Raw genomic sequence first — 16,393 nt, forward strand, 5'->3', positions numbered from 1 at the left:
GTTTAGACAGGACATTTCATAAAAAAGCCGGTCAATAGGGCGGCTCTTTATTTTAAGACTGTCCTTGTAATTTTTGGATAGCGACATTATTTCCCTGTTACGCCGCAAGTTCTATTGAGCTCAGGCCTCTCGAATCACGAATGAGCCATTTGCACCTTTATCGATCTAGTAGAGAACCTATACAGATAAAGTTGATTGGAATTAATGCATGCGGAAAAAAAACTTTATTTCAGCAAATTCAAACTAGCTAATTTAGGATCATTCTCGATCATTCTCTGACTTAACTTTGCCAACATGCTCAACTCGTACAAAAAATCCAATGACAATAACATGTCCTTCCACCCTTTAACTTCCAAATACCCTCTCACCTACTAGGGATAAATAATTTATCAGCTTAATTTATTCATCACCAGTAGGGATAGATATAGCAGATATTTAAGGAAACTAGCAGTTAGAAACCGTAATCCCTTAAATATTATGCGCTATAAAGAAATCGAAAAAAAAAAAGTAACGACTAAGAAAGTAAAAGAAATCTTTTCCAAACATGGAACCTTCATCTCCGATCAAAAGGCAAAAAAAGTCTTGGATGTAATGTATAGATTTGCTAAATTATCTATCAAGCAGCTGGTTACGGACATCCCAGGAGATAACCAGCGAATCAATCCAAAAACTTAATCCAATATTTATGGCAAAAGCACATTTATACATTAGGGTAAGCACGGACGAACAGGCCGAACGTGGCTTCTCCCAGCGGGACCAGGCAGAAAGGCTTACAGCCTACTGTCAAAGATTACAAATAGAAATTGGAAAAGTCATCTTTGAGGACCATTCGGCCAAAACTTTCGAGCGCCCCGAATGGAAGAACCTCCTGTCCTCCATTAAACGCAGCAAAGGGCAAGAATGCGACTTCATCCTGTTTACCAAATGGGACCGTTTCAGCAGAAATACCTCTGATGCCTACCAGATGATTTCCACCCTCCGGACGTACGGCATCGAGGTGATGGCCATCGATCAGCCCCTAGACCTGACCATCCCCGAAAGCAAGATGATGCTTGCCGTTTTCCTTTCCATGCCCGAAGTGGAAAACGACCGCAGGGCATCCAACGTATTTTTCGGCATGAGACGAGGTAAAAAGGAAGGCCGATGGATGGGTATGGCCCTACCAGGCTACAAGAACCTGGTCACCGAAGGCGGCAGAAAATACATTGCGCCGATAGAACCTGAAGCCAGCCACATGAAATGGGCCTTCGAAAGGATTTCAGAAGGCATCTATGGCACCGAAGTCATCTGGAAAATGGCAAGGAGACGCGGACTGAAATGCTCCAAAAGTTCCTTTTGGTCGGCCATTACCAATCCAGGATATTGTGGCAAGGTCGTAGTTCCAGCCTATAAGGACGAGGAAATGCAAATCGTAGAAGGAAAACATGAAGCACTGATCAGCGAAGAGCTGTTCTATGAGGTACAGGAAGTCATGAGAGGCAGAAAGAAAAAAATCACCCTCCGACAGAACTTCGATGAGAAACTACCGCTACGAGGATTTTTGATGTGTCCTAAATGCGACTGGATGTTGACGGGCAGTGCATCCAAGGGGCGTAGTGCCTACTATCATTACTACCACTGTAAACCAGAGTGCAAAGTCAGATATCCACACCAATTGGTGAATGAAGAATTTGAAAATGAACTCAGACTACTAGTGCCAAGGACTGGAGTTATGGAAATCTACCAAGAGATTATCCTCGATATCGTTGCAGTGGAGGAACACGCTAAGGAAGCACACATCAAACGTTGCCTTGCACTGATCACAGATCAAGAAAAAAAGGTAAAAAAGGCCAAGAGCCTCCTACTCGCCGAAATCATCGATATCAGTGAATACCAAGAAATAAAAAATGAGTGTGAAGCAAATGCAGCTACCTACCGAACGAGCCAGACACAGCATACTCGAACCACCGAGGAACGAAAAGAAATTGAAAAAACCATAAAAAAGGCCTTGGAGAACCTTAGGGACATTATTCGGCTGTATGAGGATTCTGACGTCGATCACAAGCGAACAATCATTGCTACCCTTTTTTCCAACAAATGGCTGTTTGACGGCAAAAAACATCGAACCGGTAGAATGAGTGAGGGAGCAGAGTTTATCTACATGAGAAACAAAGAGTTACAAAATAAAAAAACCGGAGATAAAGTTCTAAAAAACTCTATCTCCGGTATGGTACCCAGCGCCGGAATCGAACCGGCACGGTTTCCCATTGGTGTTTGAGACCAACGCGTCTACCAATTCCGCCAGCTGGGCGTTTCCCTGTAAGCGGGAGCGCAAATCTATAAAAAGAACAGCTATTACGCAAGTATTATTTAAAGTATTGGCAATTAATTCATGATATTAATTGTTTCGCACAGATACACAGCTCATTAATTTTTCACAGTATCCTCTTCTTTCAACTTCTTCTCCACATAAAATGGGACAAAAGGCAATAACGAAGCAATAAACAACAAAACCACTTTTCCGAATCCCCATTTTTTTTCTTGCCAAGCCATTACCAAACAAGCGATGTAAAGCACAAATAACAAACCATGAGCCCAACCTACATACTTCACGGCTAAAGGCAAGCCAGCCCAATATTTAAGCGGCATAGCAATAAAAAGTAATACGATGTAAGAGATACCCTCGGCTAAGGCTACTTTTCTGAAAAGATGTAATGAAGACATAATTTAAAATTTGGACTAAAATAATCGAATTTATCGCAGTATTTTAGTCCAATATCCTTTATGACAATAGGCTAACTAAAGCTTTGCTAAGCTTTCTTTCAGTCGCTGAATATATTTACTTCTGTAATAGATATCTTTGATTTTAGCTAAACTTTGCTCCTGCTGTTCTACTTTAACATTTTCAAATTCTTCGGTATACGACAACAACTCACTGTTTAATGATTGCTCTATATCTGATATCTCATTCTTAACTTGAGCTAGTTTTTCAGCATCCGAATCAAACTGTAAGTCCATGATGATTTCATTTACATCCATCATCTCCATTAAAAATGATTGTGGAAGTGTATAGCTTTCGCCCTCGCTAATCATCCCTTTCAGTTCCAATACGTACGATAGTACTTTATGAGGGTTTTTCAGTATTTGAAATGCTTTGTTATTAAGTGTCGATAATTCTAATACCTCATCTTGCTTTTCCACACTTTCATTGATGTAGAAGTCTGGATGATATTTTTTACTTAATGCATAGAATTGCTGTTTTACCACATCTTGATTGGGATGAAAGGAAACTGGCAAGTCGTATAATTCGAAGTAGTTCATTCAATTAGCTTATTGGCTAATTAGCTGATTAGCTAATTAATTAAATCCCAAACTTTTTCAATATATCGTTACCGAAGGCAAATACCATTAAACATAGCAAGATAACAAAGCCTACTACTTGAGCTCTTTCCATGAATTTATCACTTAATGGTTTTCCTTTGATCATCTCAATGATTAAGAAAACTACGTGTCCACCATCTAATGCTGGAATTGGTAACAAATTCATAAATGCTAGCGCCATTGATATTAAACCAGTTAAACTCCAGAATTTCTCCCAATCAAACTCGCTACCATAAACTTGTGCAATACCAATCGGACTGCTAATGTTACGAGCACTTAGTTTCCCTGTAATCATCTTCCAGATGCCTTTTGCATTATCTGTAAATGAACTCCATCCTTTATTTACTCCAATAGAAAATGATTCCATGAAGCCATAACTGATATTAACCACAGGAGGAGGAATAGTTGGGATAATGATGGATAAAGTTCCATCTTGGGATACCTTCGGAGTTAAAGACAATACTTCACTTCCCCGTAGTACATCTACAGTTATTCTTTTACCTCTATTTTTTGCTACTTCAGAAGTAATGTCGTTATAAAACTTAACAGGTTTGCCATTAACAGCCAATATACTATCACCTTTTTTCATCCCAGCTTCGAATGCCGGAGCCGAAATTTTCACAGAATCTGGTTTAACGAATAAAGCTTTAATTTTTCCAAAGAAGCTAACCTTAGGCTGAAGATCTTGTGGTGTAGCAACAGAATCAATTTTCTTCGCAACTACCCTTGGCCCTACAAATTCTCTGATTTTGTATTTACTGATGCTATCTAAAACAGATTCAGGAACTCTTAAATCAATTGCTTTTCCATCACGAGAAATGGTCAATTTAGTATTGTTCAATAATACCTTCGAGCTTAAAATTTCATCCAGATAAATTAACTTTTGCCCATTTACTGCTAAAATTTTATCTCCTGGCTGCAATCCCATTTGCTTGCCCACAACACCAGGACTTATTCCATAGGTTAATTTATCATTAGGCATAAAAGTATCACCATACTTAAAGGCCATCATCCAGAAAATGAAAATACCCACAATAACGTTGACAATAATACCACCCATCATCACAATTAAGCGTTGCCAAGCTGGTTTAGAACGAAATTCCCAAGGTTGTGCAGGTGCAGACATTTGCTCCGTATCCATCGATTCGTCTATCATTCCTGATATTTTCACGTAACCGCCCAAAGGCAACCACCCTACCCCGTATTCTGTATCTCCTACTTTAAAACTGAAGAGTTTAAATCCCCAAGCATCAAAGAAAAGATAAAATTTTTCTACTTTAATTCCGAAAGCTCTTGCTGCTAAAAAATGTCCTAATTCGTGTAAAATTACTAGTATCGATAACCCCAGCAAAAGCTGGCCCGCCATAATCAGTCCGTCCATATATTAATTGTCGTGTATTTCTATTTTAGATGTGTTAAACTCTGTTTTGTTACTAACTCGCTTGCAAATGCTCTTGTCAATTCATCTGCTTTTAAATAATCATTTAATGTTGGATGAGATACAAATTCCATCTCTTCCATACATGCTTCAATTACATCGCTCATTTCCAAAAAACCTATTTTATCTTTTAAAAATGCGTCTACCACTATTTCGTTAGCTGCATTTAAGATACAAGGCATATTCCCAGCCCTTTCCATTGCAATGTAAGCAAGCTCAAGGTTACGAAAACTTTTTGTATCTGCCTTAGAAAATGTCAATTCTGGATATTTCAAAAAGCTAAAACGCTCAAAATCTGTCTTTAATCTATTTGGGTAAGCCAAAGCGTAATGAATGGGTAATTTCATATCTGGCACACCCATTTGAGCTTTGATAGAACCGTCGGTAAATTGCACCATAGAATGGATAATGGATTGAGGATGCACCACAACTTCTACTTGCTCTGGTTTTAATTTGAATAACCATTTGGCCTCAATTGCTTCCAAACCTTTATTCATTAAAGAAGCGGAGTCGATGGTAATCTTAGCGCCCATTACCCAGTTTGGATGTTTTAAGGCCTCATTTTTGGTTACAGTAGCTAAGAAACTGCTATCTTTTCCTCGAAATGGTCCGCCAGAAGCAGTCAGTAAAATCTTCTCGATTTCGTTTTGCTCTTCGCCCACCAAGCACTGAAAAATAGCCGAATGTTCAGAATCTACGGGAATGATTTTCACGTCATGCTGTTTGGCCAAATCCATGACCAACTCTCCTGCTACCACCAAAGTTTCTTTGTTGGCAAGGCCGATATCTTTACCCGCTTCAATTGCTGCAATAGTTGGCCTTAAACCTACAGAGCCCATTACAGCAGTTAAAACCAAATGGGTTTGTGGCAATTGCGCTGCAGCTATTAACCCCTCTTCGCCGGCAATCACTTTTGTGTTTGGCAAAGCCGATTTGACTTGCTGGTATAAATTTTCGTTACCGATGACCACTAACGCTGGTTTAAACTCCAAAGCTTGCGCTATCAGTAAATCAGCATTGTGTTGTGCTGTTAAGGCATCAACTTTGTACAAATTAGGGTTTGCCCGCACTACTTCCAGTGCTTGCGTACCTATTGAACCTGTTGAACCTAATATGGATATGTGTTTGTTATTCAATTGTTAGATTGTTGTATTGTTAAATTGTTTATCCCTCTACCGTTGAATCTTTTCCTATTAATTTCCTGTCATCTACAATTCAAGGCAAATGTATCGTCTTCTTTTTATATCCCGAAGGGATGTTATGTTTATAGTACATTAGCGTATTCTAATACGACCCCATCGGGGTCGCACTTAATCATTTTTAATTATCTATAAATATAAAACCTCTTCGAGGTTACAAACCTATATTCTATTTTTTTAAACGTCTGCGGCAAATAGACCGTTGAATTTTCTATAATTATTGGCATAAATGCTTGACCTTTTTCAATCTAACCCTTCAAATAAATACTCGTCTTTGTGTTCGATATTAAATTTCGTCAAAAACTCCTTATATTCTTGTTTAAACGTTTTCTTTCTATGATGCTCTTTCTGGTTGTTTATATATGCAATCACGTCATCTAAAGAAGAATGGTTATACGAAAATGCACCATAACCTTCCTGCCACAGAAATTTAAAACTCGAATATTTCTTTTCGTTTATAAATTCGTTAGAAGACTTCTTTATTTCTCTAACTAAATCTGATAAACAACAAGATGGCTTCATACCTATCAAAAGATGAATATGGTCTGGCATTCCATTTATTGCCAACATCTTTTGTTCTTTATTTTTAACAATTCCAGAAATATATTTATACAAATCTTCTTCCCAACTTGGCATTATTAAACTACTTCGCCCTTTTACAGCAAAAACTATTTGTATATATATTTGAGAAAAAGTTCCAGCCATAAAAACAGAGCTTTTAAGCAATATACCTCTCCAACCCTTCCGCTAACTTCCTATCATTACTTAACCTTGGCACTTTATTTTGTCCACCTAACTTACCCTCCGATTTCATGTAATTTACAAAAGCATCTTTTTGAAGTATTGTAATCTTCAACGAGCGAAGAATATTCCCTTCAATTAAATCAAAGTAGTAAATATTCTTCAGTTGTAATGCCTTATCTACTTTTAATGCAAATGCGGATAAATCAACGGGTGCTTTTACAAATTCAACAAACCATTCGTGGTAAGGCAACTCACCAAAAGTGGGGTTTACTTGCGGAGCCACCGTAAATTCTGTTATTTCTATTCCCTCTTCATTAGCAACCGACAGCAATGCATGTTCAACTTCCTCTCCAATTACGTGCTCGCCAAAAGCTGATATAAAATGTTTAATCCTTCCTGTAACTACAATTTTGTAAGGATTTAAGGAAATGAATTTAATCGTATCTCCTATGCTATAACCCCATAAACCTGCATTGGTATTTAAAATCAACGCATAGTTTTTGTCTAGTTCCACTTCTGCCAAACTCAACCTCGTTGGCTTTTCATTATAATATTCTTCAGACGGAATAAATTCATAGAACATTCCAGCATCTGCCAGCAGCAACAAACCTTTCTCCGTCTGGCTATCCTGATAGGCTATAAAACCTTCCGATGCAGGATAAGTTTCGATAGCAGCTATCTTTTTACCGATACTCGCTTCAATTTTTGCACGATAAGGTTCGAAGTTTACACCTCCGTAAACAAATAACTGAAAGTTCTTAAAGATATCCTTGATTTGTTTACCGCCTGATTTTTCAGTCAGTTTATCGAAATACATTTGCACCCAAGGCGGAATACCAGAAATCAACCGCATGTCTTCGTTGATCGTCTCTTCTACAATGGCATCTACTTTTTGTTCCCAATCTTCGATACAATTGGTTTGGTAGCTTGGCATTCTGTTTTTCTGCAAATAGGCTGGTACCAAATGCGCAACAATTCCCGAAAGTCTACCTACGTTAATTCCATTTTTCTTAGCCAAAACAGGACTTCCTTGCAAGAAAATCAATTTTCCATCTACAAAGCTTGCATTTCCAGTCTCGTGAATATAAGTCAACAGTGCATTTCTAGCCGCTTTAATGTGTTCTGGCATCGACTGCTTAGAAATAGGAATATATTTCACGCCAGAGGTAGTACCCGATGTTTTTGCCAAATATTCTGGCTTATCTTTCCATAGAATATCCGCCTCGCCAGCTACTACTCTTTCGATATATGGCTTTAAATCCTCGTAATCCCTTACAGGCACACGAGCTTTAAAATCTTCATAATTTTTGATTTCTACAAAACGATGGTCTACCCCAAAAACCGTATGACTTGCTTCGTTAACAAGCTTTTTCAATGTACGTTCTTGCGCCGCAACAGCATCGAATTTCCATTTCTCAATGCCTTTGACAACAAAAGATGCAAATACCTTACTTAGTGCTGATTTTAATCTCATATTTTCCCTTCAGAACTAGTTACATGATATTGTGAATGATATCTGGATGTTCATCGCCTTTGTACTCATTCATAATTTTACGATAAGCTACCGCAAAAAATGCAGTTGAAAATGGCACAATCACAAAAGAGCTAAAAATCACTACAATTAAAGAACTGTACTGACTGATATCGTAATCGATAAATAGATTCACCAATCTAAAACCCATCAAAATCACGATATAAAAGAAGCCGAAAACGACTGCTTGAACAATTACCAAACCTAGTAAAATCATCAATAGCTTGATAAAGTTACCTTTGGTTGTTGCCAAACTTAACTTAATAGATTCCCATGATGAACTGTGTTTATCGATTATAAAAAATGGAAAAAAGATAATCCTTACGAAAGTGAAAAAGATACTTAAAACTGCGATACCAACTGCCACATTTACAATAATAGCACCAGTTTGCGCATAGCCTGAAATCACTCCTTGATTAACTAGTAGTTTCAGCAATAAGTCGAGTACATATAAGATTGGCATTAACAAAATACCTACAAAAAAGATGCTCAAACCAAAATAGACGGCTGCAACTAAAAACTTAATGATTTCGGCTCTAGTTGGTAATGTTTCGATAATCTGAATATCCGCATTCTCCGTATCCAAAAGCTTGAAAATGTACTTAATCATGCATAGCTCTACCACGCAATAACTCAATACAAATATCAATAGCATCACTGTTCTAATCCCCAAGTTTACGTCTTCCATAAAGAAGGCCATAAAGGTTGAAGTTGATGCTGTTAAAAAAATAAGAAAGCAAAGGGTAGCAATAGAAAAGTAGTTCTCTTTGGTTACTTTCCATGCCTGCATGATTACATCTTGCACAGCAAAAGTACTTTCTTTTAAGTAGTTAATCATTTTGATATTTTCTGGTTAACCGTTTAATAGGTTAATTGTTTAATCGTTGCTCTTTGTTCCTTAATCCTTGCTCTTCAGCAAAACTCGTTTCACAAAATCCTGTATAAAACCTAAGCCGTAAGCTGTTAATTGTATGAAAGATGCTATAACACTCAAAAATGCAATTTTTATTGATTTGTTAACCTGCCAAGCATGAAAAAATATCAACAAAAAGTATAGGAGTACGAAGAAATTACAAACGTAAGCTAATGGCCGAAAAAGGATATTGCAAAGTATAGTAAAGCCTAAACCTAGTGTAAAAATTGCTGGAAAAAAATGTACAGCTTTTAGTTCTGACGGGAAATGTTTGTAAATATTGATACGTGCCCTCCCAAAAAAGTGCAATTGCTTATAGAACTGTGTAAAACTCGTACGTCGTTTATGGTAAACTTTCGCTGCTGGAATTAAGCCTATTTTAAAACCATTTTCGTGGATCCGGATACTGTATTCAATATCTTCGCCCAAACGAGTGAGGATAAAACCTCCTACTTTCTCGTAAACTTCCCTAGAAAGCCCCATGTTAAAGCTACGCGGATGAAATTGACCGATGTGTTTTTTATTGCCGCGAATGCCTCCAGTTGTAAATGGAGAAGTCATGGCGTAGCTAATCGCTTTCTGAACTGGAGTAAAGCTCTCGTGTGCCGCATCTGGACCGCCAAAAGCATCTAACTGATGTTCAAAAAGGTAATCCTTAACAATTTCCAAATAGTCTTCGGGAACTAAAATATCCGAATCGAAGATGATGAAGTAATCGCCTTTGGCACGCTCAAAACCGAAGTTTCTAGAAAATCCCTGACCAGAGTTTTCTTTGTAGAAATATTTGACGTCGAGTTTGTTCTCGAAACTAGCCACAATATCCTTTGCATCATTTACCGAACCATCTTCTATCACCAAGACTTCAAACTGCATATAAGTTTGCTTGCACAAAGTAGATAGCAGTTCCTTAATTTCCTGCGGACGGTTATATAAAGGGATGATTATTGAAAAGAACATTTAACAATTAGCTGATGATCTAATTAGCTAATTAGCTAATTAATTTCTTTTTCTATTAAATACTGGTTTCTTTCTGGAGCATTACGACCAACCAATTCGGCCACAAAACCTGCCAAAAACATTTGTGAACCTACAACAATAGCTACCAAAGCCAAATAAAACAGTGGTTGGTCTGTAGAATTACGATATGGCAAATTGTTCCAGATATGAATTTGCTTTTCTACCATAATATAAATGGCCATAATGATACCTAAGAAGAAGCTTAGCACGCCTAAAGAACCAAAAAAGTGCATTGGACGTTTACCAAATTTACCTACGAAGAAAATAGACATCAAGTCTAAGAAGCCATTGATGAATCTGCTTAAACCGAACTTGGTTACCCCATATTTACGAGCTCTATGTTCTACTACCTGCTCCCCTATTTTAGAAAAACCTGCCCATTTAGCTAATACTGGAATATAACGGTGCATTTCGCCGTAAACCTCAATGGTTTTAACTACATCATTACGATAAGATTTTAAACCACAATTGAAATCGTTTAACTCGATACCACTCATTTTACGAGTAGCCGCATTGAACAATTTAGTAGGAATGGTCTTGGTTATTGGGTCGTAACGTTTTTTCTTCCAGCCGGAAATCACATCGTAACCTTCGTCTTTAATTCTGCTATAAAGCGCTGGGATTTCATCAGGACTATCCTGCAAATCGGCATCCATAGTGATGACTACATTGCCCTGCGCCGCAGCAAAACCTACATTTAAAGCTGCAGATTTACCATAGTTACGTCGGAATTTGATTGCTCTGATACTCGCAAACCTCAACTTCAGCTCTGTAATTACCTGCCAAGAACGGTCGGTACTACCATCGTCAATAAAAATTGCTTCGTAAGAAAAGTTATGCTTCTGCATCACATCATCTATCCAAGAAATTAACTCGGGCAGCGACTCGTCTTCGTTATATAGCGGTACTACAATTGATATATCCATTTTAGTATTTAGATATTAGTATGAAGTATTTAGATGGTATACTTGTACTAAAAAACAACGTGCAAATTTCATCAAATAAATTGAAAAAACTTGCACGTTTGAAAAATTATAAGAAACCTCGTAGGTTTAAAAAACCTACGAGGTTTACCATTATCAATCTAATTATTTTCAAATTGGTCATTCGCTTGACCTGCGAAAGGATTAGGGTTGTTCCGTTTAAATATAAGTGCAAGAAAAAAAGCGAATACAAATAAAAATATCAAATTTATAAAATATCCTTGAATTGTTTTTCCAATACTGTTTGAGTTTTTTTGTTCAAATCCCTTTTTCAAATCATCCACCTTTTTATTTATTTCATTTTTATCTACTCCTTGCTTAAGCATCATATCGTGAGTAGCATCTGCAACAGATGTAACTACCTTTTCAGACCAATTCGGCTCTACAACTTTAACAAAAAATGTTTGTAAGCCTGTATGTAAAATGAAGGCAACTAAAAACATGATAAATATTCCAGACGTAGCTTTTCTTAAATCCCAATACCCTCCAATTTTCTTACGTAAATCTATAGATAGAAAAATTGAAGATACTACAGGTATTAAGAAACTGATAAGTACAGGCATAACAAGTACAACAACCCAGAAAGAAGAACTGCTTAACATCACATAAGAAAAAACTAAGCTTAAAACCCAAACAATTATTCCTAATGCTAAGCCATGTTTTGCAGCTTCGGCTTTTAGTTCTTTATCCCTAAATTTAATTTCCATTCTATCTACTCTGATTAAAATTAGTAATCAGACTATAAACAGACGCATCAAACGCCTTATTGTTACTAAATTTCTCTAAATCTTTGTAAGCTTGCTCTGATGCAGCTGGCTGTAAAAAGAATGCCATAAATGGCACAAAAAGCTCTTGCATTTCTTCTGCAAGGTTTAAAATCTTCGCATTTTCACAGATTTCTTGAATGCTAGTCTCTACCAATTGCTGATTGGTAATTAAATCTTCATAGATGTGGAATTCATCTTGAAACTCGTCTTCATCAACCAATAAAAACTCTTTCAAAAAATCTTCTAATTCTGGTTTAATTTGTTCATCGTGGCACTCGTTGATGTACAATAACAAGTTTAACAACTCCGTTCCCCTATCAATAGTTTCGTCTTCAATGGCTTCCCATTCTTTAGAATCTAAATAATCTTCTTCCAACTTATTTACATCGCTGGTAAAGAAATTAATCATCAATAAATCGAAGAAAGTTTCTCTCAGCTCTTCAAACTTTGGATATTCATCGAAAACGCCATCAAACTTTTCTACTTTATCCATAAAATCAGCATCGGCTTCAAAAACCTCTACTAATTTATGTGTAAGTTCTATACTCGCTGCCTTATTTACTTCGCCAAACTTCGCTAATGAAGCGGTAATTGTCTTTTTTACTGTGTTATTCATCCTGTTATTATTTCCGTCATTGCGAGGCAAGAAGCAATCTTAAAGCGATAGTTCTTTTTGTCGGATACTTTGTAGCTTGCAATAACGAGTTAAATTAATATTCTATATGTTGTCCGTTGTTATAAACCAATTCCACTTTTCCTTTTAACGTTTTATTAAATAAAGGCGAATTAGCTGATTTTGATTTGTTGGTATCACTGTTAAAAGTCCACTCTTTTGTAGGGTTAAAAACTGTAAAATTAGCAACTGCACCTACTTTAATTTCAGGAACTTCCAATTTTAATAATTTTCTAGGGGCTATAGCCAATTTCTCCACAATTAATGCCGTATCTAAACCTGCTTGCAACAATAATGGCAATACGGTTTGTAAAGCAATGATTCCGTAGTTCGCGATTTCGAACTCTACGTTTTTGAACTCAATTTCATAAGGACGATGTTGTGAAGAAATCGCATCAATAGTACCATCTTTTAAACCCGCAATTAATGCTTTATTATCAGCTTTGCTGCGTAGCGGCGGTTTCACTTTGTAATTACTGTCAAAATCGTTTAGCAGCTCTTCTGTAAACACCAACTGATGAGCAGCTACATCGCAAGATACTTTTACGCCATCTTTTTTCGCTTTTTTGATGAGTGATACAGAACCTGCTGTAGAAATATTACTGATATGAATTGGAGCATTATGGTATTGCGCCAAGAAAATATCTCTCGAAACCTGCATTTCTTCGGCCAATGCCGGAATACCCTTCATGCCTAATAAAATGGTAGTAGCACTTTCGTTCACTTGTGCTTTTCCAACCAATGCTTTATTCTCAGGATGCGTAAACAATAAGCCATCAAAACCTAAGGCATATTGTAAAGCCCTACTCATGAAACCATCATCAGCAATGGCTTTACCAGCTTCTGCAAAGGCAACGGCACCAGCTTGTTTCATGTCGAACATTTCGGCAAGTTCTTTACCTTCCAAGTTCTGACTGATGGCTCCAATTGGATGTACATCAACCAAATTACCTTTAGCCCTATTCAAGATATATTCTACCTCGCCTTTACTATGCACCACAGGTTTGGTATTAGGCATGATAGCTATCCCTGTAAATCCACCTGCCGCAGCAGCAGCCGTACCTGTTTTAATATCTTCTTTGGTTTCGAAACCTGGGTCTCCAAAAACACAGTTTAAATCAAAAAAACCTGGCGAAAGTATTGCTCCACTCTGTTCAAAAACTGCTTCATGCTTTTGCAGTTCTAGGTTTTTACCTATTTCTACAATAGCTCCTTTTTCAACTCTCACATCGCAAGTTTTTCCGTTAAACTCGCTGCTGGCATCTGCAATGGTAATTCCCTTAATTAAGAGGCTCATGAATTTTTATATTTTATTTTTCAATTTCGTTTAACCACAAATATTTATTAGCCACAGATACACAGATTTTATAACATCATTTTTCCAGATAAAATGAATCTATTTGTGCATTTGTGGCGAAAAAAATCTAACTAACAATATTTCGGCGGCTATGAAAATTAAGCTCAAAATTAGGCAAAGTTTCCATAACTCAGTTCCATTATTTTTTTCGGCAATGGCCGATAAAACGTTCTCTTTTTTGACATCAATAAAATGAATTTTTTGCGAACCAAAGCGTTCTTCCAACTCTGCTTGGCTATCGTATTTCATATTAGATTCAGTTCTGTTGTCATTAAAAGCTACTACCGCAAAAGTAGAATCGGCTTTTCTCACATTATAGAAACCTGATTTCTGAATTTGGTCGGCCACGTACAATAACGTTTTTCCGTTTTGATGGTTGATATCTGGAATGACTTCAAAACCATCTCCAATTAATTTCAAAGATTGATTAGCGCCCAACTTTACTGATGGTAGCGTAATCACATTGTCTTTCGAAATGGTATAAAACAACGGCTGATCTTTAGCACTTTCAAAAGCAATTTTATACATCAATGGCACAAAAAGTGGATGTTTAGATAAATTCCCATCTTTTTCTTCCAATCCAGTTGCAGCTAAAAAAAACTGTCCGGAAGCTGTTGGATAACGAGCTATAAATGTTTTTCCAGCAGGCAATTGTAGAATTGGCTCTTTTGCTAGCTTACTACTTTCTGCATAAGTAAAGTAGCGATTAGCCAAGGGCAAATCCATGTTTTTAGGTAGTGTTTCAAACACATCCTTAAATAAACTATGTTTCAATTCTATTTGCGAAACCTTGGTTGATTCGGTTACTAAACCTGCAACTGAAGGCAAGTTTAAGGTAGTTAAGAATGAGTTATAACTAGACAAATCAGCAGTTGTAGAAGGAAAAATTACTACCGTACCGCCATTGGCCACATAGTTTTTTAGCTCTTGTGCCAAACCACTAGAAGGCTGACTAATGCCGTTCACTACAATTAAACTGTAATTTGAGAAAGCCGCGTAGTTAATGTTATTTTCGGAAACGGATGTTAATTTGAAATAAGAATCGGCGTTGAAAAGTGCTTCGATATACTTGGCAGTGCTGTTGCCATTAATGCTCAAAATTTGTTGATTAGCATTTACATTGAAGCTAAAGTTCAGTTCATCATCAAAAGTTAATGGAAAGTCTTTAATGCTTAACACTCCCTTTTGCCAGCCTAAACTTAAGCCACTGTACGAAAGCGTGTCGATAGCAGTTGCTCCCGCAGCCACCGTAATACTTCCGATAGCTTTTTGTTGGTTATTGACGATCAATTTGAGCGGGATATTTTTAGCTTCTTCGCTACCAAAGTTCTTTAAACGAACAATAATTTTCTCTGAAGTATTGGGTTGGTGTACAGGTGAAAGAAACCAAACGCTATCTACAGAAATATTAGGTAATTCGTTAGCACTTAATTTCACTAATGCCAATTGAGTGGATTGTTCTTTTTTAATCGCTTCGTTACCTGCAAAATTTTGCTGAAAATCGGATATAACGTAGGCAAAGCGGTTGGCAGTACCTGTAAACACACCTTGCTGACGATTTACCACCTGCTGTAAATTCCTATTGGCGGCCGATATCTTCACTTCGTCTACAGCTCGTACAAACTCATCTGAATTTAACAGTCGCTGATGTTTACCTTCAAAATCGTTAGTTAATAATTGGAACCTGTCATTAAGTTGGTAACTTTTTACAATTTCTTTTGCTCTACGTTTGGCTTCGTCTAGTAAACTTCCTTCCTTATTCACTGCATCCATACTATAAGAATTATCGAGATAAATACTTACGATATTTCCAGTTGACTTATTAGTTTCGGAGTTGGAATTTATAAACGGTCTGGCAAATGCCAAAACCAAGAAAACAATAGCCAGTATACGGGCGGCTAAAATCAATAGGTTTTTGAGCTTTTCTCTAGATGAGTTTTGCTCCTTTACTTCTTTTAAAAAAGAAACATTACTAAAATAAACCTTTTTGAACTTGCGAAAATTGAATAAATGAATTATTACCGGGATTAGTACCGCTAAAAGTGCAAAAAGGAAGCCCGGATAGAGGAAATTCATTAAAAATCAAAGGTACAAAAGATTTACGATTTTAAACTTACGATTTATGATTTTATCGTTACAGCGTTTAACGCAAAAATGTAAAGTATAAATACTTCTTTTTCAAAAACATGATGTAAAAAAGTAACAAAAGAGACGGCAAAGATGTTTTTATAAGAAAATACAAACATGAAAACTCCAGATAAAAACAAATCGAGCAAAGAAGATAAGACATCCAATTCTAAGTTAAAAACTGAAGCACCTTTGGCAGAAAAAGATGAAATAAAGCAAGCAGAAGATAAACAGAGAAAGAAAAGCGGAAAATAAACTATTGTGGAGCTAAATTTTAAAAATTA

General features: G+C 36.8%; 16 protein-coding genes and 1 tRNA gene. 3 read left to right on the forward strand and 14 right to left on the reverse strand.

The genetic code is table 11. From position 1 onward, the window contains the following. Positions 1–477 precede the first annotated feature (477 nt). On the forward strand, positions 478–675 hold the full coding sequence (locus tag CRO54_RS06870) for a hypothetical protein (protein ID WP_097130287.1): 198 nt from the start codon (positions 478–480) through the stop codon (positions 673–675). Positions 676–685: 10 nt separating this feature from the next. Continuing rightward, the gene (locus tag CRO54_RS06875) at positions 686–2,257 is read left to right on the forward strand and encodes a recombinase family protein (protein WP_097132298.1); all 1,572 of its coding nucleotides are present in this window, start codon (positions 686–688) and stop codon (positions 2,255–2,257) included. Here CRO54_RS06875 and CRO54_RS06880 read toward each other — a convergent pair. The 14 genes from CRO54_RS06880 to CRO54_RS06945 form a co-directional block, all read right to left on the reverse strand. Then, positions 2,208–2,290: transfer RNA gene (locus CRO54_RS06880), tRNA-Leu, on the reverse strand. The two genes, CRO54_RS06875 and CRO54_RS06880, sit on opposite strands and share 50 nt — an antisense overlap. A 116-nt stretch (positions 2,291–2,406) precedes the next feature. Beyond that, positions 2,407–2,703, reverse strand: a complete 297-nt coding sequence (locus tag CRO54_RS06885) for a DUF3817 domain-containing protein (RefSeq protein ID WP_097130289.1) — start codon at positions 2,701–2,703, stop codon at positions 2,407–2,409. Positions 2,704–2,778: 75 nt separating this feature from the next. Then, the gene (locus CRO54_RS06890) at positions 2,779–3,300 is read right to left on the reverse strand and encodes an iron-sulfur cluster co-chaperone HscB C-terminal domain-containing protein (protein WP_097130292.1); all 522 of its coding nucleotides are present in this window, start codon (positions 3,298–3,300) and stop codon (positions 2,779–2,781) included. A 40-nt stretch (positions 3,301–3,340) separates the two neighbouring features. Beyond that, positions 3,341–4,741: an RIP metalloprotease RseP gene (rseP, locus tag CRO54_RS06895; protein ID WP_097130294.1), complete on the reverse strand. Its 1,401-nt coding sequence runs from the start codon at positions 4,739–4,741 to the stop codon at positions 3,341–3,343. 20 nt (positions 4,742–4,761) lie between these two features. Continuing rightward, positions 4,762–5,934: a 1-deoxy-D-xylulose-5-phosphate reductoisomerase gene (locus CRO54_RS06900; RefSeq protein WP_097130296.1), complete on the reverse strand. Its 1,173-nt coding sequence runs from the start codon at positions 5,932–5,934 to the stop codon at positions 4,762–4,764. A 306-nt stretch (positions 5,935–6,240) separates the two neighbouring features. Beyond that, positions 6,241–6,702, reverse strand: coding sequence for an IS200/IS605 family transposase (gene tnpA, locus CRO54_RS06905; RefSeq protein ID WP_097130298.1), 462 nt, complete (start codon positions 6,700–6,702; stop codon positions 6,241–6,243). A 13-nt stretch (positions 6,703–6,715) separates the two neighbouring features. Next, positions 6,716–8,215, reverse strand: a complete 1,500-nt coding sequence (locus tag CRO54_RS06910) for a GH3 auxin-responsive promoter family protein (RefSeq protein WP_097130300.1) — start codon at positions 8,213–8,215, stop codon at positions 6,716–6,718. A gap of 19 nt (positions 8,216–8,234) precedes the next feature. Next, entirely contained in the window at positions 8,235–9,110 is an 876-nt protein-coding gene (locus CRO54_RS06915) for a hypothetical protein (protein ID WP_097130302.1), read from the reverse strand. A gap of 60 nt (positions 9,111–9,170) precedes the next feature. Continuing rightward, positions 9,171–10,142 (reverse strand): glycosyltransferase family 2 protein, encoded by a 972-nt coding sequence (locus CRO54_RS06920; protein WP_097130304.1) that lies wholly within the window; start codon positions 10,140–10,142, stop codon positions 9,171–9,173. Between the two features lie 35 nt (positions 10,143–10,177). Beyond that, positions 10,178–11,128 carry a glycosyltransferase family 2 protein gene (locus tag CRO54_RS06925; RefSeq protein ID WP_097130307.1) on the reverse strand — a complete coding sequence of 317 codons (951 nt, stop codon included), beginning with the start codon at positions 11,126–11,128 and terminating at the stop codon, positions 10,178–10,180. 158 nt (positions 11,129–11,286) lie between these two features. Beyond that, a complete protein-coding gene (locus CRO54_RS06930) occupies positions 11,287–11,892 on the reverse strand; it encodes a DUF4199 domain-containing protein (protein WP_097130308.1) in 606 nt (201 codons plus the stop codon). 1 nt (position 11,893) lies between these two features. Next, entirely contained in the window at positions 11,894–12,568 is a 675-nt protein-coding gene (locus tag CRO54_RS06935) for a hypothetical protein (protein WP_097130311.1), read from the reverse strand. 94 nt (positions 12,569–12,662) lie between these two features. Further along, complete coding sequence (locus CRO54_RS06940) at positions 12,663–13,922, reverse strand: dihydroorotase (RefSeq protein ID WP_097130313.1); 1,260 nt, start codon at positions 13,920–13,922, stop codon at positions 12,663–12,665. Between the two features lie 99 nt (positions 13,923–14,021). After that, positions 14,022–16,058 carry a BatA domain-containing protein gene (locus CRO54_RS06945; protein ID WP_097130315.1) on the reverse strand — a complete coding sequence of 679 codons (2,037 nt, stop codon included), beginning with the start codon at positions 16,056–16,058 and terminating at the stop codon, positions 14,022–14,024. Between the two features lie 168 nt (positions 16,059–16,226). On the opposite strand from CRO54_RS06945, the gene CRO54_RS21160 reads away from it, so the two are divergent. Beyond that, entirely contained in the window at positions 16,227–16,364 is a 138-nt protein-coding gene (locus CRO54_RS21160; protein ID WP_171047854.1) for a hypothetical protein, read from the forward strand. Positions 16,365–16,393 lie beyond the last annotated feature (29 nt).

This window comes from Pedobacter xixiisoli, from assembly GCF_900215335.1.
Lineage (GTDB): Bacteria > Bacteroidota > Bacteroidia > Sphingobacteriales > Sphingobacteriaceae > Pedobacter > Pedobacter xixiisoli.